Source organism: Gordonia jacobaea, assembly GCF_001186365.1.
Classification (GTDB): Bacteria; Actinomycetota; Actinomycetes; order Mycobacteriales; family Mycobacteriaceae; genus Gordonia; species Gordonia jacobaea.
In genome coordinates, this window is sequence record NZ_LDTZ01000018.1 from 345,799 (window position 1) to 366,977 (window position 21,179).

The 21,179-nt window shown below is 65.2% G+C and carries 19 protein-coding genes; 8 read left to right on the forward strand and 11 right to left on the reverse strand.

The genetic code is table 11. The features are described 5' to 3' along the window. Positions 1-65: 65 nt before the first annotated feature. Positions 66-1,433: an MFS transporter gene (locus ABW18_RS14910; protein WP_049699735.1), complete on the reverse strand. Its 1,368-nt coding sequence runs from the start codon at positions 1,431-1,433 to the stop codon at positions 66-68. A gap of 253 nt (positions 1,434-1,686) precedes the next feature. Here ABW18_RS14910 and ABW18_RS14915 point away from each other — a divergent pair, with 253 nt between their 5' ends. From ABW18_RS14915 to ABW18_RS14935, 5 genes are all read left to right on the forward strand, one after another. Continuing rightward, entirely contained in the window at positions 1,687-2,772 is a 1,086-nt protein-coding gene (locus tag ABW18_RS14915) for a ferredoxin reductase (RefSeq protein ID WP_049699736.1), read from the forward strand. 2 nt (positions 2,773-2,774) lie between these two features. After that, positions 2,775-3,962 carry a fatty acid desaturase family protein gene (locus ABW18_RS14920; RefSeq protein WP_049699737.1) on the forward strand — a complete coding sequence of 396 codons (1,188 nt, stop codon included), beginning with the start codon at positions 2,775-2,777 and terminating at the stop codon, positions 3,960-3,962. 5 nt (positions 3,963-3,967) lie between these two features. Beyond that, positions 3,968-4,276, forward strand: a complete 309-nt coding sequence (locus ABW18_RS14925; protein WP_049699738.1) for a hypothetical protein — start codon at positions 3,968-3,970, stop codon at positions 4,274-4,276. A 173-nt stretch (positions 4,277-4,449) separates the two neighbouring features. Beyond that, positions 4,450-4,962, forward strand: coding sequence for a DUF4395 domain-containing protein (locus ABW18_RS14930; RefSeq protein ID WP_049699739.1), 513 nt, complete (start codon positions 4,450-4,452; stop codon positions 4,960-4,962). A gap of 42 nt (positions 4,963-5,004) precedes the next feature. Next, positions 5,005-5,619, forward strand: coding sequence for a class I SAM-dependent methyltransferase (locus tag ABW18_RS14935; RefSeq protein WP_049699740.1), 615 nt, complete (start codon positions 5,005-5,007; stop codon positions 5,617-5,619). A 45-nt stretch (positions 5,620-5,664) separates the two neighbouring features. Here ABW18_RS14935 and ABW18_RS14940 read toward each other — a convergent pair whose 3' ends face one another. The 5 genes from ABW18_RS14940 to ABW18_RS14960 form a co-directional block, all read right to left on the reverse strand. Continuing rightward, positions 5,665-6,618 (reverse strand): Ppx/GppA phosphatase family protein, encoded by a 954-nt coding sequence (locus ABW18_RS14940; protein ID WP_049699741.1) that lies wholly within the window; start codon positions 6,616-6,618, stop codon positions 5,665-5,667. After that, complete coding sequence (locus ABW18_RS14945) at positions 6,615-7,196, reverse strand: DUF501 domain-containing protein (RefSeq protein ID WP_049699742.1); 582 nt, start codon at positions 7,194-7,196, stop codon at positions 6,615-6,617. The genes ABW18_RS14940 and ABW18_RS14945 overlap by 4 nt, the downstream gene beginning before the upstream one ends. 31 nt (positions 7,197-7,227) lie before the next feature. Next, positions 7,228-7,941: an FtsB family cell division protein gene (locus ABW18_RS14950; RefSeq protein WP_049699743.1), complete on the reverse strand. Its 714-nt coding sequence runs from the start codon at positions 7,939-7,941 to the stop codon at positions 7,228-7,230. A gap of 13 nt (positions 7,942-7,954) precedes the next feature. Next, positions 7,955-9,238 (reverse strand): phosphopyruvate hydratase, encoded by a 1,284-nt coding sequence (gene eno, locus ABW18_RS14955; protein WP_049699834.1) that lies wholly within the window; start codon positions 9,236-9,238, stop codon positions 7,955-7,957. Between the two features lie 130 nt (positions 9,239-9,368). Then, complete coding sequence (locus ABW18_RS14960; protein ID WP_049699744.1) at positions 9,369-10,112, reverse strand: lytic transglycosylase domain-containing protein; 744 nt, start codon at positions 10,110-10,112, stop codon at positions 9,369-9,371. Between the two features lie 80 nt (positions 10,113-10,192). Here ABW18_RS14960 and efeU point away from each other — a divergent pair, with 80 nt between their 5' ends. From efeU to efeB, 3 genes are read left to right on the forward strand one after another with little or no spacing between them, the layout of a single operon-like run. Then, positions 10,193-11,905 (forward strand): iron uptake transporter permease EfeU, encoded by a 1,713-nt coding sequence (efeU, locus tag ABW18_RS14965; RefSeq protein WP_235434396.1) that lies wholly within the window; start codon positions 10,193-10,195, stop codon positions 11,903-11,905. Beyond that, positions 11,902-13,095 (forward strand): iron uptake system protein EfeO, encoded by a 1,194-nt coding sequence (efeO, locus tag ABW18_RS14970; RefSeq protein ID WP_049699745.1) that lies wholly within the window; start codon positions 11,902-11,904, stop codon positions 13,093-13,095. The genes efeU and efeO overlap by 4 nt, the downstream gene beginning before the upstream one ends. A 4-nt stretch (positions 13,096-13,099) precedes the next feature. Further along, positions 13,100-14,437, forward strand: coding sequence for an iron uptake transporter deferrochelatase/peroxidase subunit (gene efeB / locus ABW18_RS14975; protein ID WP_049699746.1), 1,338 nt, complete (start codon positions 13,100-13,102; stop codon positions 14,435-14,437). A 269-nt stretch (positions 14,438-14,706) separates the two neighbouring features. Here the strand turns inward: efeB and cysC are convergent, their stop codons facing one another. From cysC to ABW18_RS15000, 5 genes are all read right to left on the reverse strand, one after another. After that, a complete protein-coding gene (cysC, locus tag ABW18_RS14980) occupies positions 14,707-16,653 on the reverse strand; it encodes an adenylyl-sulfate kinase (RefSeq protein ID WP_235434397.1) in 1,947 nt (648 codons plus the stop codon). After that, the gene (cysD, locus tag ABW18_RS14985) at positions 16,653-17,600 is read right to left on the reverse strand and encodes a sulfate adenylyltransferase subunit CysD (RefSeq protein WP_049699747.1); all 948 of its coding nucleotides are present in this window, start codon (positions 17,598-17,600) and stop codon (positions 16,653-16,655) included. The genes cysC and cysD overlap by 1 nt, the downstream gene beginning before the upstream one ends. After that, positions 17,597-18,382 (reverse strand): trehalose 2-sulfotransferase, encoded by a 786-nt coding sequence (stf0, locus tag ABW18_RS14990; protein ID WP_049699748.1) that lies wholly within the window; start codon positions 18,380-18,382, stop codon positions 17,597-17,599. Before stf0 ends, cysD begins: the two co-directional genes overlap by 4 nt. Before the next feature lie 91 nt (positions 18,383-18,473). Beyond that, positions 18,474-19,955, reverse strand: a complete 1,482-nt coding sequence (locus ABW18_RS14995) for a sulfatase family protein (protein ID WP_049699749.1) — start codon at positions 19,953-19,955, stop codon at positions 18,474-18,476. A 322-nt stretch (positions 19,956-20,277) separates the two neighbouring features. Then, positions 20,278-21,171 (reverse strand): nucleoside triphosphate pyrophosphohydrolase, encoded by an 894-nt coding sequence (locus tag ABW18_RS15000; protein WP_049699750.1) that lies wholly within the window; start codon positions 21,169-21,171, stop codon positions 20,278-20,280. Positions 21,172-21,179: the final 8 nt, after the last annotated feature.

Here is a 21,179-nt window from a genome sequence, read left to right on the forward strand (position 1 = left end):
ACACGACACGTCCCCAACAACAGAGCTGCCCACCTCACAAAGGTGGGCAGCTCTGTCGTCGTGAGTCAGTTCGTGGCGGCGAGACCGGGCACCGCGTTCGGATCCTCTCGAACCGACGCGGGATTCGTCTCCCGCAAACGCCATGCCGACGCACAGGTGATCAGCCCCATCACCGCGACGAAAGCGGCGACCAACGTCGTAGTTCCGGTAGCCGAGATCAGCCAGGTCATGATGAACGGCGTCGATCCGCTGATCAGGATGGCGGCGAGCTGGTAGGCCAGCGAGGCGCCGGAGTACCGGACGTGCGGTTCGAACAGTTCACCCATGTACGCGGCGACAGGCCCGTAGGTCATCGACTGGAACACAGCGGCCACCGAGACCGCGATCATGAACATCGGCAACGACGCCGTGTTGACGAGCATGAAGTACGGGAACGCCCACAGCAGAATGCCGAGGCCACCGATGATGATGAGCGGTCGGCGTCCGATCCTGTCCGACAACGAACCCGCCCAGATCGTGACCGGGAGCGAGACGAGGCAACTGAGCATGGACCCGATCAGCAATTGGTCGCGATCCATGCCGAGTTCGGCCGTCGCATAGCTCAATACGCCCGCAATCGAGATGTAGAAGATGGAGTTGGTAGCCGCGAGCAGCCCACATCCCAGCAAGATCGTCCGCCAGTGCTTCTTGACGGCCTCGACCAGCGGCGCCTGCACGATTTCCTGCCTACCCTCAGCGACTTCCTGTTCCAGCTCCTTGAACTCGTCACTGTCCTCGACACGCGTCTGGATGAAGTAGACCACCGGGAACAGCACGACGCTGAGCAGGAACGGAATACGCCAACCCCATTCGAGGAACGCCGAATTCGACACCGCAGAGCTCGATCCCAGGAAGATCAAGTTGCCCAGCAGGACACCGCACGCCACACCCATTTGACCGAAGGTGCCCGCGAAACCGCGCCGCTTGGGGCTTGCAGATTCCGTCAGCAACAGCACGATTCCGCCCCATTGCCCACCACATGCCAGCCCCTGCAGGAATCGCAACGAGACCAACAGGATCGGCGCCGCGACTCCGATCGTTCCAGCGGTCGGCAGGCACCCGATCAGGAATGTCGCCAAGCCCATCACGAACAGGCAGACCACCACAACGGGCTTTCGGCCGAACTTGTCGCCGTAGTGGCCCGCCACGATGCCGCCGATCGGGCGCGCGACGAAGCCAGCCCAGAAGGTGCTGAACGACAGCAATGTCCCCATCAGCGGCGACGAGTCCGGGAAGAAGATATGCGGGAACACCAGTGCCGCAGCAGTCCCGTATAGGAAGAAGTCGTACCACTCGATCGAGCTACCGACGAGCCCTGCGGCGAGCAACTTCCGATGCGCTCGCCTCCTTCCCTGCGCGACCTCGTCGCCCTGGGCAACTACTTCTGATGTCATCGATCACTCCTCATTCGGCTTCAGCAGATTGAACTGAATCTGAGTTCATATTCAGAGACGAAGCTAGTGATGTCAATCACTTGCGACAAATCGGAGTGATACGGCTCATCAGCCAGCCCCGAAAGAGAGCTGGCTTTCAGATCCATCGAGGGGTGCACAACCGAGAGAACTCGTGCAACACTATTCAGAGCACAGTCGTTCACTGAATGGCTGTGACAGCCACACGAATCACCGCTTCCGAACGGAGCACACCATGAGTATCCGTCTTCCCGAGATGATCGGATCGGTCGTCGAAGCAGGGCTCTCGCCGCATCCGGTCGACCGGTACCTCGAACTGCTCGACCCCATGATCACCTGGCGCGATCTGCGCGCAAAGGTCGTCGACGTGACACGTCCGACCTCGCGAACCGTCCGCATCACCTTGGCACCGACCAGGCAGTGGCGCGGCCACCGCGCGGGGCAGTTCATCCAGCTCAAGGTGGTTATCGACGGCGTCAGACACGTCCGCTGCTTCTCCCCTGCCAACGCACAGGGACACTCCGATGTCATCGAGTTGACCATCACCGCCCACGACGACGGGTTCGTCTCGACCTACCTTCGCGACAATGCGAGAGTCGGCGACGTCTACGGCCTCGAACAGGCCGACGGCGACTTCGTGCTACCCCGGAGCCCGGCGGGCCCGGTCGTGTTCATCAGCGGCGGCAGCGGCGTCACGCCGACCCTGTCGATGTTGAGAACACTTGTAGCCTCAGCGCACAGCGGTCCCGTCACGTTCATTCACTATGCACGGACGCCCGACGACGTCGCATACGCCACCGAGCTCAATGCGCTCGCGGCCGCGCACTCGAACGTCGACGTGCGCCTGCGGTACACCCGCGGAGCCCACGGAGACCTCGAGGCAGGACACTTCACGACGGGGCATCTCGACGACATCGCTCTCGACGACGCCGACGTCTTCGTCTGCGGGCCGTCGACGCTGATGGATGCTGTCATCGACCATCTCGCCGACGCCCACCCCACCGCGCGAGTGCACAGTGAATCCTTCCGCCCGGCTCCGGCGGCGATCATCGATCCCGACGAACCGATCTCCGGCGACGTCGCATTCACGACGTCCGGCAAGGTCGCAGCCAACGACGGCCGCACCATTCTCGATCAGGCGGAATCCGCAGGACTGTCTCCCAAGTCGGGCTGCCGAATGGGAATCTGCTTCTCCTGCACCGCAGTAAAGAAATCCGGCTGCACCCGCAACGTGCTGACCGGCGACATCGACAGCGAAGCCGACAAGCAGATCCAGCTGTGCATCAACGCACCTGTCGGCGACGTGGAAATCGAGGTTTAACAATGACTGTCACCACCATCACCCCGTCCGAACACACCAACGTCCCGCCCGCACTGCGCGGGTCGTCGGACCCCAACACCCTTCACCTGAGCTACGAGCAGGTCGAAGCGCTCGGTCGCGACCTCGACGAGGTGCGCGCGCGGGTCGTCGCCGACCTCGGCACGAAGGACCGCGAATACCTGTACTCGATCATCCGCGCGCAGCGTGGTTTCGAGATCGCCGGCCGCGGACTGCTGTTCTTCGGCTGGTTCCCGCCCGCGTGGATCGCGGGCGTCGGCGCGCTGAGCGTGTCCAAGATCCTCGACAACATGGAGATCGGGCACAACGTCATGCACGGCCAGTACGACTGGATGCGTGAAGACACCTACAACTCGCGCGAATTCGAGTGGGACACCGTGTGCCCCGCCGAGCAGTGGCGCCACAGCCACAACTACGTGCACCACACGTTCACCAACATCATCGGCGAGGACCGTGACATCGGCTACGGCATCCTCCGAATGGCGCGCGACCAGAAGTGGAACCCCTACTACCTGGGCAATCTCGGGTACGCGACGGCGCTGATGTTGCTGTTCGAGTGGGGCGTGATGCTCCACGACCTCGAGGCCGAGAACATCGTGGCGGGCAAGCGCAAGTGGACCGACGTCAAGGGCCTGGTCAAGGGCATGTGGCGCAAGGCGAGCAGGCAGGTCCTCAAGGACTACATCGTGTTCCCCGCGCTGTCGGGTCCGTTCTTCCTGCCCACGCTGCTGGGCAATGCCAGTGCCAACCTGGTGCGCAATCTGTGGGCGTACTCGATCATCTTCTGCGGCCACTTCCCCACCGGCGCACAGACATTCACCGCCGAAGAATGCAAGGACGAGACGCGCGGCCAGTGGTACCTGCGACAGATGCTCGGCTCGGCGAACATCACCGGGAGCAGCCTGTTCCACATCATGAGCGGCAACCTCTCGCACCAGATCGAGCACCACCTCTTCCCCGACATTCCCGCGAGCCGCTACCCCACGATCTCCGAGGATGTCCAGGCGATCTGCGAGAAGTACGGCCTGCCGTACAACACCGGCCCGCTGCACCAGCAGTTGACGTCGACGTGGTCGAAGATCGCGAAGCTCTCGCTCCCCAACTTCATGACCTCCGATGACAACGATCTCACCGTCATCGTCGAGCGAGAGAAGTCGGCCGGAGTAGCCTGACGCCCATGATCGATCGCTACGAACGAAACAAGGACTTCGTCCAGGAGATCGTCGAATCCACCGCAACGCACGTCGGACGGATCGCGACGATCATCACGACGGCGGTCGCCGACGTCGCGCGCGAAGTCGGCGACATCGTCACCGACGGTTTCGAGATGCGTGATGCGGCTCGAAAGGCCAAAGCCGACGACCATCGCGAGGTGGTCGACGCGGAGTTGGTCGACGCAATCGACGATGCCGACGCCACCGAGACGGCGATCCGAGCCATCGAGACCGACCGCAAGGACGCATCCGAAGAGCATCACCGCGCCTAGTTCGTCGCACTGTCACAGCGGGGCCTGATCCGATCAGGCCCCGCTGTTGTGTCTGCAGATCAATCCGCGCAGGTCAGCGGGATTCCGATCACCGTGACGGCAACGTTGGCAGCCGAGATCGGGTGCACCGTAAAGTTGTGGTGTTTCGCTAGCCGCATCTGCCTGGGAGTCCCGTGTCCGCACCAGCCATCCTCACCTTCCCCAACCCGGTCAACGAGTATGCCGCGCGGTCGACGGCAGGGCTGGTCGTCATCCTGGCGATCGTCGCCATCGTGGTGAATCACCCCATCGTCTACGCGTTGCTTGCCCTCGGATTCCTGCTGCGCGTGATGGCAGGCCCCAAGCTGTCGCCGTTCGGGCAACTCTCCGTGCGGGTCATCGCCCCCAAGATCTGGCGCAAGAGCAAACTCGTCCCAGGACCACCCAAGCGCTTCGCACAAGCCATCGGACTCGCCTTCTCCACCACGGCGCTGGTCCTGAGCCTGCTCGGCTACGGACTGGCCGCGCAGATCGTCGTCGGGCTGCTGATCGTCGCGGCGTTGTTGGAATCGGTGTTCGGATTCTGCCTCGGCTGCGTGATCTTCGGGTTCCTGCAGCAGCGCGGCGTGATCCCCGAGGACGTGTGCGAGGCCTGCAACAACATCTGGCTACGCAACCCCGAGCAGGCACCGGCCGAGACCCACTGAGGCATCAGTCAGAGGGCGCTGCCACAGTGCGAGACTGACACAGTGGAACAGCCCGGATACGACGCGCTGGCGCAGCTATACGCCGACTCCTTTCCGACGCCGTATCAGTGTGCCGTCGAACGTCACGCCGTCGAGGCATTTGCCGACGAGGTCCGCGACCATGATCGATCCGCGACGGTCTTCGACGTCGGCTGCGGAATCGGCCACGTCACAGCCGATCTCGTCCGGTGGGGCGTACGAACGGTCGGTCTCGAACCCAGCAACGGGATGCGCACCATCGCGATGCGTACATACCCTGAGTGTCACTTCATCGACGACGACGCGCTACTCACGCGAGCTGCGGCTGACATCGAGTGCGGCGCAATCCTGGCTCGCTTCAGTCTGATTCACGTGCCACCCGATGAACTGCCCGACGTGCTTGCCGCCTGGGCCTCCCGATTGACGAGCGGAGCACCGGTGTTGATCGGCACTCAGGCATCGCTGAACGCCGACACCATCGCATTCGATCACCGCGTCGCGCCTGCCTGGCGCTGGCATCCGGATGCACTCGCGCGCATACTGTTCGACGCAGGCTTCGACGAAACGTGGCGGTTGATCGCGCAGGCCGACGACACACATCGGTTCCCCGAACTCCACCTGATGGCGCGGCGTCGATGAGGGTCGTGTTCTGACAAGGCTTTTCGCGGCTCGAGCAGCGAGGGCCTAGTCCAGCAAGCCCAGGGCGATGCCGTCGAGGATGTCGTGCTCGCTGACGACGAGCTCGGAGATGCCTGCGCGCTCGGACAGGACCCGAGCGAGTTCCAGCGTCACCAGCGCGCCACCGCCGATCACATCGACGCGGCCGGGATGCATCGGTCCCAGCGCTGCGCGAGCGTCGCGAGTCATCGCGACGAGGTCGTGGCAGACGCGGTCGAGGTCGTCGATTCCGATGCGCGACAGGTGAATTGCGTCGGAGTCGTAGACGTCCATCCCCGCGTTCACGGCCGCGATGGTGGTGAGTGTTCCGGCGACACCGACCCAGGTGTGTGCCCGCTCGACCGGCACGGCGTCGAATGCGACGGCGAGCCTGTCGTGGATGAACTGCGTGGCGTCGCGGATCTCGTCGGCGGTGGGCGGGTCGGAATGCAGAGCGCGCTCGGTGGTGCGCACGCATCCGACGTCAGCGGAGTACGCGGCCGACACACCCTCAGCATCGCCGAGCACGACCTCGGTCGAGCCGCCACCGAGATCAGTCACCACAAACGGTCCTTCGGCAGGATCGAGTTCGCCGACGGCACCGCGGAACGACAGCCGTGCCTCCTCATCGCCGGTGATCACCTCGGCCTGCGCCCCGTCGACGACGCATCCGAGCAGTTCCGCAGTCATCGCGAAGAAGACGTCGCGGTTGCGCGCGTCGCGGGTGGCCGAGGTAGCAACCATACGGACGCGTTCGACGCCGAGCGCGCGCATCACGTCGACGTAGTCGGCGAGCGCGACGCGAGTTCTCTCGATCGCCTCGTCGGCGAACTGCCCCGCGGCGTCGACACCCTGCCCTAGGCGCACGACCCGCATCTCGCGGTGCAGATCGCGCAGGCCGCCGGCGGGAGGCGCGGCCTCTTCCGCGACCAGCAGTCGGATGGAGTTGGTGCCGCAGTCGACGGCGGCGACCACGGTCACCGGTCGGACTCCGCGTCGTCTGTGGTTGCGGGGACGTCGGTGGTTGCGGGGACGTCGGGCCAGTCGGAGGGAATCGCCGTGCCGCGCATGCCATTTGCGGCTGCGAGCGCCACGGCCTCGTCGCCGAGGGGATTGACGCCCGGGCCCTTCGCGAGCGAGTGCGCGATCAGGACATGGAGGCACTTGACCCGATCCGGCATGCCGCCGCCGGAGAAGTCGGTTCCGAGCGATTCGATGGCGTCACGTTCGGCGAGGAACGACTCGTGCGCACGACGGTAGGCGGCGGCGAGATCGTCGTCGACGGCCAGGCGTGCGGTCATCTCCTTCATCACACCTGCCGATTCGAGTCGACTCGCCTCGGCGGTCAAGCGGGGATCGGTGAGGTAGTAGAGCGTCGGAAACGGGGTGCCGTCGGGTAGACGCGGGGTGGTCTTGACGACGGCGGGTACGCCGTCCGGAGTGCGATAACTGACCTCGATGACGCCGCGCGGTTCACGGCCGAGTTGTGTGGCGATTGTGGCGAGGTCGTCGTCGCTCACCTGCTGGCCGGCAGATTGGTTGCCGTCGGATGTACTCACGCTTCTTTGCTACCAGTTCAGTGCGGCGAACTCAGTGCGACCCCGGCGCGTCGGCTCCGGGTGGGGTCGATACGGACTGCCACAGGTTGCCGTACCAGGAGTTGGCCTCATGTGCCGCTTCGCGCTGACGCTCAGCACTTCGAGCGGCCTCATCGGGATAGAGCATGACGAACGGCGTCTCGCCGGGCTTGACCAACTTGAGTCGTTCTCGTGCCTTGGCCTCGATGTAGGCGGGATCGTTCTGCTCGTTGACCTTCTGCTGGTAGTCGGCGACCTGGTCGCGCAACTGTGCATTCGACTCTTCGAGCTGCGAGAACTCGGTGTGCTGCGAGAAGTACGTACGCAGCGGCATAGCCAGGGTGAGCGCGACGACGCCGATGACCAACGACAGCACCACTGCGCGTTTTGCGTCGACGTTGTGAAGTCGCTGCGCCATTCGTTCGGTGAATCCCGCCCGTCGTCGACGTTGCGCTCGCAGCCGCTCACGTTCGCGACGCACGTCGGAGATCTCGTCACCGGAATCGCTTTCGCTGTCGGGGACGTCGTCGGTGTGTGCGTCGGAAACCTCGGCGTCGAAGTCGATGATCGAGTCGTCGTAGATCTCCTGTTCGCCGGTCTCGATGACCGAGACCGGCGAACGGCGAGAAGTCGACCGCTCGCGCCGGGGCGCCTTACGGGCACGCTCCCGAGAGCGGGGATCGCTCGTCGACGCACGCGTGCGCCGACGCCCTGAGCCCTGTGCCATGGGCTCTAGCTAATCACGAACCGTACGTATATCGGGGGAAGGCGAGGTCTCCCGCGTAGCGTGCCGCGTCGCCGAGGCCCTCCTCGATGCGCAGCAGCTGGTTGTACTTGGCGACACGCTCGCTGCGCGCGGGCGCGCCGGACTTGATCTGACCGCAGCCGCATGCGACGGCGAGGTCGGCGATCGTGGTGTCCTCGGTCTCGCCCGAACGGTGGCTCATCATGGTCTTGTAGCCGTTGTTGTGGGCAAGCGTGACGGCGTCGAGGGTCTCGGTGAGCGTTCCGATCTGATTGACCTTGACCAACAACGCATTTGCCGCACCCTTGGAGATGCCCTCTTCGAGACGCTCCGGGTTGGTGACGAACAGGTCGTCGCCGACGAGCTGCACCTTGTCGCCGAGCGCGTCGGTCAGCTTGACCCAGCCGTCCCAGTCGTCCTCGGACAGGCCGTCCTCGATCGACACGATCGGGAACTCGTCGACGAGCTTCTCGTAGTAGCTGATCATCTCGTCGCTGGAGAGCTTCTTGCCCTCGAGGTTGTAGGCGCCGTCGCTGTAGAACTCGGTCGCCGCGGCGTCGAGTGCGATCGCGATGTCGCGACCGAAGTTGTAGCCGGCGGCCTCGACGGCTTCACCAATGACCGCGATGGCCGACGCGGTGTCGGGAAGGTCGGGAGCGAAGCCGCCCTCGTCGCCGAGTGCCGTGTTCAGGCCGCGCTTGTGCAGCACCGACTTGAGCGAGTGGTAGACCTCAGCACCCCAGCGCAACGCCTCCTTGAAGGTCGGCGCGCCGATCGGAGCGATCATGAACTCCTGGAAGTCGATGCCGTTGTCGGCGTGCTCGCCGCCGTTGATGATGTTCATCATCGGGACCGGGAGGATGTGGGCGTTGGGGCCGCCGATGTAGCGGAACAGCGGCAGTCCCGCCGACTCTGCAGCACCCTTGGCCACCGCGAGTGAGACGCCGAGAATGGCGTTGGCGCCGAGCCTGCTCTTGTCGGGAGTGCCGTCGGCGTCGATCAGGGCCTGGTCGACGAGGCGCTGCTCTTCGGCCTCGATACCGATGACCGCGGGTGCGAGTTCGCTCAACACGCCCTCGACAGCCTTGGTGACGCCCTTTCCGCCGTAACGCTTGCCGCCGTCACGAAGTTCGACGGCTTCGTGCTCACCCGTCGACGCGCCGGATGGCACAGCGGCACGAGTGAACGTGCCGTCGTCGAGGACGACCTCGACCTCGACAGTCGGGTTGCCTCGCGAGTCCAGGATTTCGCGTGCACCAACCTGTTCGATGATTGCCACGGTGTTGCCCCTATCGGTGAACATGTCGGCGCCTCGCGCAGCCGACGGGTACGGGATCAAAGCCTAGTCGGTGAAGTCAACAGTCACGCATCGAGCGCGCAAGGCGGGAGCGTCGAGGCTCATGCGGCGTTCAGTAGCGGACGTTGATCGAATACGCGTTGGCGTGGTCGCGCACGTCGATGACGTAGGCCATCGAATTGTTGTAGACCTTGACCGCTTTCTCCCAGCCCTGCGGTGTTGTCATGTCGCCGCCCGCGGACACGCACAGGTAGCGGGCCGCAGACAGCGCGGCGTCGTCGATGTTGTCCGGATCGGCCCTACCGTCACCGTTGGCGTCGACGCCGTAGCGTCGCCACGTCTCCGGGATGAACTGGAACGGACCCATCGCACGGTCGTGAGTGGCGTCGCCGTCGAGTTTCCCGCCGTCGGTGTCGGGGATCTCCATGTTTCCCCGCGTCCCGTCGAGCGGCACACCCCTGATCGGCGGGCTGACGTCGCCGTTCGGCGCGATCTTCGAGCCGCGGTACTGACCGTGTTTGCTCTCGACACCGCCGATACCAGCGAGGGTCGTCCACCCGATTCCGCACTCGGGATGTTGCTGTCGTTGGATCTCGGCGGCGTTGCCGTAGGACTCCAGCGCGACGAACGGGATACCCGTGGCGTCGGAGATCGGCCGAGCCCAGTCGCGTAGCTGCTCAGCAGTGCGTCCAGGCGCGTTGATGTCGACAAACGGTACCGGCGTTCCAAGACCCGGCGGGATGCCGTCGGGAATGTCGGGACGGTTCAGGGAGGGGAGGTCGAGGCACGCCGACGTCAGAATTGCGACGCAGGTGAGAGCGGATATCGAGGCGAGTGCCCGTCGAACGGTGGTCATCGATTCACCATGGTGCCATTGGTCCCTTGGTGATCCCGCATCGTAGAGCGTAGCCTTAGCTCGCTTACGGTAGGTAAAGCTTGGCTGACCAGCCAAAACGCAGCAAATCGGACAAACCGGAGAAATACGTGTTCGCGACCCTCATCATCGGCCTTCGCGAGGGGCTCGAGGCGGCACTCATCGTGGGCATCATCGCGGCCTTCCTGCGACGCCAGGGCCGCACCGACGCCCTGCGCTGGATGTGGGTCGGGGTCGGCGTCGCCGTCGCGATCTGCGTCGCCGTCGCGATCGGTCTCGAGGTGCTGTCGCGCGACCTGCCACAGCGCCAGCAAGAGGGCCTCGAAACCGTCATCGGCGTCATCGCCGTCGCGATGGTCACGTACATGATCGTGTGGATGCGTCAGCACGCACGCGACCTCAAGGGAGATCTCGAGGCCGCGGCCACCGATGCGGTGAACGAGGGCTCGGCTATCGCGTTCGTCATGATGGCCTTCCTCGCGGTACTCCGCGAGGGGCTCGAGACGTCGGTGTTCCTGGTCGCAGCATTCAATGCCAGTAACAACGCCGTGCCCTCGGCGCTGGGCGCGATCATCGGAATCGGCATAGCGGTACTGCTGGGCTACGGCATCTATCGCGGTGGCGTCCACATCAACCTCGCGCGGTTCTTCAAGGTCACCGGTTTGCTGCTCGCCCTGGTCGCGGCGGGACTCGTGATGACCGCGTTCCGTACCGCGCACGAGGCGGGCTGGCTCAACGTCGGGCAACAGCAGGTCGTCGACCTGACCTGGCTCGTCCAACCCGGCTCCATCCAATCCTCGCTGCTGACCGGCGTTCTCGGAATCCAACCGAAGCCCGTGCTCATCGAGGTCGTCGGCTGGGCGGTCTACCTGCTCATCGTCGGCACCATCGTGCTCTGGCCGGCGGGCAAGGCGTTCCCCCGACGAGCCGCCGGGCTGGCGTGTGGCGCTCTCGCCGGAGTGCTCGCGATCGCGGCCGTCGTCGTCTTCTCCACTGCACCGGCTGAACCGGCGCCTCCGTCGGACACGATGCGTGGCAGTGTCTCCGGCACGCCGTCGACCTCCGGTGTGCTGACCGGCAAGACCATTCGGGTGCCCGATCCCGTCGCAGTACGCGTCGAGTCCGCCGATGCCTCGCAGGCAACGGGCACGCTCACGTCCGGGTCGGTGTCGACGCCGCTGCCCAAGCTCGCTGCCACAGACAACGCGCAGATCGGCTCGGCGAGCTACCCGACCTATCAACAGCTCGCCTCACCGAACCTCGATATCGCCACGCTCGTTCCCGACGCCCCCACCCGCGTCACGCCTGCACAGGTCGCCGCAGGCAACAACGGGCGCCTGCCCGTCGGACTGAACACGCAAACGTTCGGAGTCGACGCACCGGTGATCTACACGATGACCGCGACGGTGACTACCAGCGTCGACCCGGCGTTCAATACGCCGGTGGCCGCGGATGTCCACTACGTCGTGACTGCCACCGCCACCCCTGATTCCGGCGCGGCCGTGGTGCTCGGGAAGGTCGCGACGTTCGACGCCGAGCACACCGCCGATGCCGCAGAACTCGGTGCACTCCAAAACGCCCTCGACCAACGATCGGCGCATCACGTCCGCTCGGTCGTAGTACCGCTGTGGCTTGCCGGATGCGCCGTCGTCGCCGCGATTCTGGCCGGACTGCTACTGGTGCGACGCAGGCGTCCGACGCCGCCGCCCGAACACGAGGATTTGCAGACAGGGACCCTGACCGGCCCCGTTCACACAAAGGAGAAAACCACATGAGGGTGCGACCACTGGTGGCCGTCGGCGCGGCAGCCGTCGCCGTCGTCGGGATCGCGGGCTGTTCGGACAGCTCCGACTCGTCGAACTCGTCGTCGGATGTGAAGACCGTCAAGGTCGAGATCACCGATCAGGGCTGCAAGGCCACCCCGGACAAGGTCGACGCCGGGCCGATCACCTTCGAGATCACCAACACGAACGCGGCAGCGGTCAACGAGGTCGAGCTGATCAAGGACAACCGCATTCTCGCCGAGCGCGAGAACATCGTGCCCGGCATGGCGTCGGTCTCGTTCTCTCACAAGCTCGACGGCGGCACGTACGAGCTGTACTGCCCCGGCGCCACCAACGAAAAGACTCAGTTCACGGTCACCGGCAAGGCCACGGAGGCAACCGGAACCGTCGCGGACAAGCTGAAGACCGCGTCCGCCGACTACAAGGCCTACGTGATCACTCAGGTCAACAGCCTCGTCGAGAACACCAGGACGCTGACCGACGCCGTGAAGGCCAACAACCTCGAGGCCGCGCGGGAGGCGTATCCCAAGGCCCGCCCGTACTACGAGCGCATCGAGCCGATCGCCGGCGCATTCTGCACCGACGGTTCGACGGACTGCTCCGACAACGCTTCTGTCAGCCTCGATTTCGCGATCGACGCCCGCCCGGATGCGGTTGGTCCCGGCGACAAGTGGGAGGGCTTCCACGTCCTGGAGAAGGCGATCTACCAGGACAAGAACCTCGCGAACATGGGTCCTGTCGCAGCGGAACTGCAGAAAAACGTCGAACTGCTCCAGACCGTCGTCAACAAGCCAGAATTCACCTTCGCTCCCGCTGAAATCGTCAACGGCGCAGGCGATCTGCTCGACGAGGTCTCGACGACCAAACTCACCGGTGAAGAAGAGGCGTACTCGCACATCGACATCCTCGACATGCAGGCGAACATCGAGGGCTCCGAGCAGGCCTTCGCCATGGTCAAGCCTGCGCTGAAGGAGATCGATCCGCAGCTCACGCAGACCATCACCGACGCGTTTGCCAGGGTCGATTCTCTGATCGACACCTTCCGCGACCCCAACGAGCCCGGCGGCTTCAAGAACTTCACGCAGGTGACCGCCGAGCAGAAGCGCGAGATGGCAGCCGCCATCGTCGCCGTCAAGGATCCGCTGGCGCAGGCCGGCGGAAAGATCGCCGCAGCGAGCTGATGTGATGTCCGCCGACGACAACATTCCGACGCAGCAACCGGATGACGCCACCCCATCCGACCAGACCGCCGACACGTCCAGCAGTGGACGTGGACCGCGCTTGGGACGCAGGGGATTTCTTGGTGCCGCCGGCCTCGCGGGAGTTGTCGTCGGCGGCGCCGCGGGTGGCGCCATCGGTTACGCCGCCGCACCGAAACCGACGGATACCGCGTCCGAAATCGTCGATTTCTACGGCGAGCACCAAGCGGGAATCACTACGCCCCAACAGAATTCGCTCGTGTTCGCTGCGTTCGACGTCGCCGACTCGGTGACAACGCAGCAGCTCGAGGTGATGCTCGCACGATGGGCCGCCGCGGCAAGCCTGCTCACGCAGGGCAAGCCGGTCGGACCGGTGGAGACCCGCCCGGGTTCACCCCCCGCGGACACCGGCGAGGCCTTCGACCTCGGGCCGAACAAACTCACGATCACAGTGGGCTTCGGCCCAACTCTGTTCGACGATCGATTCGGCCTGCGCGACAAGATGCCCGCCGCCCTGAAACCGTTGGGGCAGTTGGCAGTCGACACGACGATCGATCCGTCGATCAGCGGCGGCGACATCTGCGTGCAAGCGTGCTCCGAAGACCCACAGGTCGCTTTTCACGCCGTCCGCAACCTTGCCCGTATCGGCCGCACCGTTGTCACGCTGCGCTGGCTCCAAGAGGGTTTCGGGCGCGCATCTGCCACGTCGACTTCGCAGGTGACACCGCGGAACCTGTTCGGATTCAAGGACGGAACGGCGAACATCAAGGCCGAGGACCCGAGCGTCGCCAAAGAATGGGTGTGGGTCGGCGACGAGACGGATCAGCCGTGGATGAAGGGCGGCTCGTATCTGGTGTCGCGCAAAATCCGCATGCACATCGAGGCGTGGGACTCCGACGACATCGGCAACCAGGAGTTGATCTTCGGCCGCACCAAGGACAACGGAGCTCCCCTGTCGGGCGGCAGCGAGTTCACCACGATCGACTTCCACAAACGACTCGACACCGGCAAGTATGCAGTCGACCGGTTCTCGCACGTGCGACTCGCACACCCCGACAACAACGGCGGCGCCCAGATCCTGCGTCGCGGTTACAACTACACCGACGGAATCGACACGCGCACAGGGACTCTGGCCGCAGGACTGTTCTTCATCGCGTACCAGAAGAACGCGCACGAGCAGTTCGTGCGCATCCAGAACAACCTCGCCCAGGACGGGCTCAACGAGTACATCGCACCGATTTCGAGCTCACTCTTCGCCGTCCCACCGGGCCTGTCGAAGATCGGCGACTGGTACGGCAAGACGCTCTTCGGGTACACGGACTAGCGCGGCGTCGTGGGCGCGGCGTCGTGGGCGCGCGGAAAGTAAGGGAAGGATTCTTTCCCCTAGTTCCTGAGGCTTCCCCGCGACACGTCTCGAGGAAACGCGCACAACCCGCGGAAGAACCCTTTCCCCTGGTTCCTGCGCGAAGGGGCGGCCCGGCGGCCCAGCGCAGAAAGTCGCGGAAGAATCGCTTCCCCTACTTCCTGCGCGGATGGCTCACCCGGCAGCCATGCACCGCACCGAGCCCACCCCGCTGATCGAGCCTGTCGAGATCACTCAGCCAAGACGCCCCGGCGGACCAGCTCGTCGACGACGCGGCCGGCGAGTTCGGCAATGTCGGCGCCGGTGGTGTCGAAGCGCAGGTCGGGGTTCTCGGGCTTCTCGTACGGGGCGTCGACCCCGGTGAGTCCCTTGAGTTCTCCGCGCCGCGCGCGTTCGTAGAGACCTTTCGGGTCGCGGCGTTCGCACTCCCCGACCGGCGTCGACACGTGCACCTCGATGAAGTCGAGGTCGGCGGCGTCGTGGAGTTCGCGGGCGATTTCGCGGTCGGACCGCAGCGGCGAGACCATCGACGCGATGGCGATCACCCCGGCGTCGGCGAACAGACGCGCGAGATGGCCTACCCGCCTGATGTTCTCGGCGCGATCCCCGGGCGAGAATCCGAGATCGTCAGAGATCCCGTGCCTGATGTTGTCGCCGTCGACGAGGTAGGCGACGCGGGCGCGATTGACCAGTTCGCGTTCGAGTGCGACGGCAACCGTCGACTTACCGGAAGCGGGTAGGCCGGTGAGCCACACCGTCGCTCCGCGCTGGCCAATCTTGGTCCAGCGCTCGTTGCGGCTCAACGCGCTCGGGTGCCACTTGATGTCGTTGCGGGTCGCCTTGCCCGGAATCACCTCGCGCGGTTCGAGGATCGTTCCCGCACCGACCGTGTCGTTCGACGCCTCGTCGATCAGGATGAACGCGCCCGTGTCGCGGTTGCTCGCATACGGATCGGCAACCACAACCGACGACGTCCGCAGCGTGAGTGTGCCGATGTCGTTGAGCGCCAACTCCGACGGCCCGACCTGCTCGAGCAGCGTCTCCGGGTCGAGTTTGCGCTCAAGGGCTTGAACCGTCGCGCGTACCGTCGACGCACCCTGCTTGAGCGCCACGCGATCGCCCGCGTGCAGCGGCGTCTCCGACAGCCAGCAGACCGTCGCGGACAGTTCACGTGCTGCCACGGGCAGGTGGGCGTCGTCGGCGCCGCTGACGATCACGTCGCCGCGGCCGACGTCGATGTCGTCTGCCAACTGCACCGAAACCGACAGCGGCGCAACGGCCGTCGGCCGAGTCGGGTCGAGAGTGTCGAGTGCGGTCACCGTGGTACGTGACCCCGACGGCAGCACCAGAACGGGATCGCCGACGTCGAGTGTTCCCGCGGCCACACGTCCGGTGTAACTGCGCTTGCCGTCGGGCCCCGGGCGAGACACCCACTGGATGGGCAGACGCAGTTCGCGCGCAATGGGATTGGGTGCGTGCAGCTCAATACCTTCCAGGTATTCGAGCAGCGTCGGGCCGGTGTACCAGGGCGTGTTCTCCGACTTGTTCACCACGTTGTCGCCGAGCTTCGCCGCGACCGGGATCGCGGTGATTTCCGCTGCACCGACATTCGTAGCCAGTTCGTTGAGGTCTGCGACCAGTTCTGCGAATCGATCGGCCGAGAAGTCGACGAGGTCGATCTTGTTGACCGCGGCGACGATGTGCGGGACGCCGACCAGCGTCGCGATACGCGCATGCCGACGGGTCTGGCGCAGCAAGCCTTTTCGGGCGTCGACGAGCAGCACCGCGACATGAGCGTTCGACGCTCCGGTGAACGTGTTGCGGGTGTAGCGCTCGTGCCCGGGAGTATCGGCGAGCACGTAGCTGCGCGTGGGGCTGGAGAAGAACCGGTAGGCGACGTCGATGGTGATGCCCTGCTCGCGCTCGGCACGCAGACCGTCGGAGAGCGCGGCCAGATCGACGTCGCCGTCGTCGGACGTCACTCCCTCGAGGTGATCTGTCGGCAGCGAGCCGGTGTCGTGCAGGATACGGCCGATGAGCGTCGACTTACCGTCGTCGACGCTGCCGGCGGTCGCCAGACGCAGAATCTGTCGTCGTGGTGTGGGAACGCTTGCCCCCAAGAGGGTTTCGCTTTGCTGCGAATCCTCGGAAGGATCGCGGGTCATGGTCTCGGTCATCAGAAGTAACCCTCTCGTTTGCGGTCCTCCATGGCGGCCGACGACGTGCGGTCGTCGGCGCGGGTCTCACCACGTTCGGATACCGTTGCGGCACTGATCTCTTCGATGATCTCGGGGATCGTCGTCGCACGCGAGCGCACCGCGCCGGTGATCGTCAGATCACCGACCGTGCGGTAGCGCACCCACTCGGTGCTCACATCGTCGGGCGAATCCGGCTGCGAGTAGGGCGACACGGTGAGCAGTATGCCGGCGCGGTCGAACACCTCTCGCTCCGCCGCATAGTAGATCGGCGGAAGGTCGAGGCCCTCGAGTTCGATGTAACGCCAGATGTCGGTTTCGGTCCAATTCGACAGGGGGAACACGCGAACCGATTCGCCGCGTCGGATACGTCCGTTGTAGAGCGACCACGGTTCGGGGCGTTGAGCGCGGGGATCCCACTGGCCGAACTCGTCACGGAAGCTGAACACCCGCTCTTTGGCACGCGCGCGGTCTTCGTCGCGTCGGGCACCGCCGAACGCGGCGTCGAATCGTCCTTCCTCCAACGCGTCGAGGAGCACGCGAGTCTGGAGTCGGTTGCGCGAGCCCGACGGATCGGTCGACTCCGCCACGCGTCCCGCCGCGATGGCGTCGGGAACCGATGCGACGATGAGTTTGATTCCGTCGGGGTTGTCGGCGGTCGGCGCGACGCGACGGTCGCGGAACTCGATCACCTCGTCGAAGTTGTGTCCGGTGTCGACGTGCAGGATCGGAAACGGCAGCGGATGCGGACGAAATGCCTTCTCCGCCAAACGGAGGAGCACAATCGAGTCCTTGCCGCCGGAGAACAGCAGCACCGGACGTTCGAGTTCTGCCGCCACTTCGCGAATGATGTGCACGGCCTCGGACTCGAGCACCCGCAATGCGGATACGTGGTCGAGGTCGGCTGCGGCGTCGATCTGCGTGGTCATTGCGGGTATCCGTTCCGCACCGCGTCGTCGCGGTACCGCTCGACCCACTCCTTGGAGCGGGCATTGGACTGAGGCTTCAACGGCGGTGGGGGCGCCAGCGCAGGGTCTTGACCCAACGCGGAGAGAACGCGAGCTGTGGTGCCCGATGGGTCCTTGGTGAGTTCACCGAACTCGATGTCGAGGGGCTCGATGCGCTCCGCAGCAAACCACTCGCGCCACGACTTCTCTTGCGCCAGCAGTATTTCCGCGAGATGGGCAATACCTTCGGCGTTGTAGACGGCCGCGTCTTCGGAGGCATCGCCGTCGTGTCGCCATACTCGCGTCTGCACCGCACGCCACATCGACACTGCTTGTGGCACAACGTCTTCGCGGTAGACATGCACGTACAGCGGATCGTCGCCCAACAGTGTGCGGATGGCGGTGCGCAGCGAACCCGACCCGGTCCGTGTTCGCGAGATCAGCAGGGGCGTCTGATTCCACATGAGTTTGCCACCCCACACGCCGTTCGAGGAACGGCCCGCGGCAAAGATGTCGTCGCGCCACTGTGCGTAGGTTCTGGTGTCGACGACCCCGTCGTCGAGTTCGTCGAGAACGTCGATGATCTCAGGGTCGTGGACGTCCGCGAACCATTCACGTGGTTGCGGCGCTTGTGATGTCGCGGGGAAGTATTGGAAGAACTCCTCGGGAGTCCCGGCGACCCCCGTCTCGGCGAGAGACTCGACGAGGAGGGTGCTCCCGCTGCGCTGACTGGCGCACACGAGGTAGTTGTCGACTGGCGGCACCCGCTCAGTTTAACCAGCCCGAAACCGCCCGCAACCTGGGCAATTAGGCGCTCGACGGTCCAAACTATTTACAAAACTCGACGTCTGTGTGTCAGCCCTGCGCGCCGGGTGCATCAGCAGATCGGCGAGCCTCGTCGTCGACCTCGCCCTGCTGGATCTCGCCGGTGAGATCGCGCTCACGTCCGAGCGGGCGCCGCGACGGAAGTGCCTGCTCGTCGGGTGGGGTCTCGACGGCTTGTTCGAAGTAGCGGGTCATGAACTCATCCGCGATGGCAGTCCCCGCGCTCTCGTCCGGGAGCGCGTCGTGCGTGTCGGCACGCCACTGGGCCAACCGCGCCGCGAGTTCTGCGCGGACGTGCGCGAAATCCGGATCGTCGGCGAGATTGGTGCGCTCCCACGGATCGTGCTCGAGATCGTAGAGTTCGACGGCCGGCCGCTCCGCTGTGATGACCGACGCGTCGATCGACCGCGCGGACGGACTGTCGGCGATGTCGAGCGGGAGCAGCAATGCCGGGCGATGCGCGTAGTTTTCGATATAGCTGTACTTCTTCGTCCGAATCGCCCGGATCGGGTCGTAGGCGTCGTGATACGTCTTCTCCGTGAACACCGCCCCGCGTATCGGCTCCTGCGCATTGCGCACGATCTCGGGGGCGTGCGAGACACCGTCGACGTCGGCGGGCGCGTCGAGGCCGAGAAGGTCGAGAATCGTCGGAGTGAGGTCGACACCCGAGAACAGGTCGTCGTACACGCGCGGTTCGATCGCGCGCCCCGTCGGAGGCCGCACGATCAGCGCGACGCCGGTCCCCTCCGCATAGAGCGTCGATTTTGCTCGCGGGAACGCCAGACCGTGGTCTGTGATGAAGACGATCCAGGTGTTGTGGTCGAGTCCGAGATCGGCGACGGTGTCGAGGAGGCGCCCCACCGCGTCGTCGGCCTTCGAGATGCTGCCGTGCAGGCCGGCGAGATCTTCGCGTACGTCGTCGGTGTCGGGAAGGAACCCGGGTACCTCGATGCCCGAGGTGTCGGGATGCTTGTACTCGTCGACGGGATAGGGACGATGCGTCTCGAAGAAGCCTGCGGTGAGCAGAAATGGTTGGGCCGCTTGCTCATTCGCCGTTCGCTCGACATACCTGCGCAGCCAGCGCTGCGACTCGGCGACCACGTGATCACATCGGGAGTCGGAGACGTCGACGGTGTCGAAGCCGAGTCGTTGCGGATCGGAGCTCTCGTGCTGCATGCCGAACAGCACGGTCCGATACCCGGCGTCGCCCAGCAAGGCTGGCAGTGTCTGCACGCCGTCGCGGTACTCGAACCCGTGATGCGCGAGGCCGACGAGTCCGTTGTGATGCGGGTACTGGCCGGTGAAGAGCGACCCACGAGCCGGTGAGCACAGCGGCGCGGTGGCGTGGGCGTCGGTGAACAGGATCCCCTCCGACGCCAAGGCGTCCATGTTCGGACTCTCGACACCGTCGGCCCCGTAGCACGCGAGATGACGCCCGAGGTCGTGCCAGTGCACGAAGATGACGTTCTCCTGCGTGGGGCCTGAGGCGCTGCCGGTGTTGTCGAAAGGCATTTACCCATGATGCACCCGCCGTTTCCGCACGTGGTGGCGGGTGGCACGCCCAGGCTGTCCACCTGGGCTCACCGCGCCAGCACGACGGGATGAAATCAGCGTGAGTGCAATGCTCGCGAGTGCCCGGCGGGTCGCTTGGGCGTCGTCGCCGGGCGGTTCGGCAGATCCGGGTTCAGCATGGCTGCCGCGGTGCCGGGCGGCGTCGTCACGGGTGAATGTGTGTCGTATCGAAGGATGTGGGTGCTGCAGCACACACATCCTTCAATTCGACACACATTTAGGCCGCGGGGCGGCGCAGCTCGGAACCCCCGCAGCGTCGACCTCACCGCGCGAGAAACGACTCCCACGCCTCGCGCGAGCCGAGCGTCGCGCCTGCAGTTGCAGCATTGGCCTCCGCGTCACGGACCCGTTCCATCAGCGCAAGCGTCCTGGCCCTGGCGGCGGCTTCGACGCTGTCGTCGCCGATCCCGATCGTCACGGTGAGCACCGCGGGGTCGATGGTGTCGACGGGGTAGTTCGCGGCGGTCAGGCGCTCGAGGACCTTCTGCGTCAGTGCGAGCGCAGGGGCCGTCGTCGCGATGCCGTCGAGCACCGAGCCACGCTGCTTCTCGGCGGCCTTGCGCTCCTCCCATTCACGGATCTGAGTCTCGAGGTCGCTGTGTTCGCCGGACAGAACGCCCGGGGTCCGGCCACGCACCTTGTCGACGAAGCTCCGCGCGACGTCGTCGATATCGAAGGGGGCCACCGGGTCGTCGGCGGCGATCCGCGCGTGGAACAGCACCTGCAGCAGCAGGTCGCCGAGTTCCTCGCGGAGGTTCTCCTGGTCGTCACCGTCGAGGGCATCGAGCAACTCGTAGACCTCTTCGAGCAGGTACCGCCGCAGCGACGCATGCGTCTGCGTCGACTCCCACGGTCCGTTCCGACGCAACGTGTCCATCAGCGCGACAGCGTCGAGCAGACTCGCACCCGATCGGCGTTCGACTTCGACGACGTCGTCGCCGTCGGCGATCCGCATACGCACGAGTGGATGCTGCGCGTCGGTCGTGACCAGTGTGAGCGACGAGTCGGAGTCGGCTGCCGCAGTGACGATGTGGTCGAGTTCCCACAGCACCGACGCGGGGACGTCTTCGGTCACCAGCACGGTGCCGGTCAGCACTGCGCGCGCCGCGAGCGGGATCACCCCTGGTTGCTGCGGATCGAGCAAAACGACTGTCATGAGGCGTC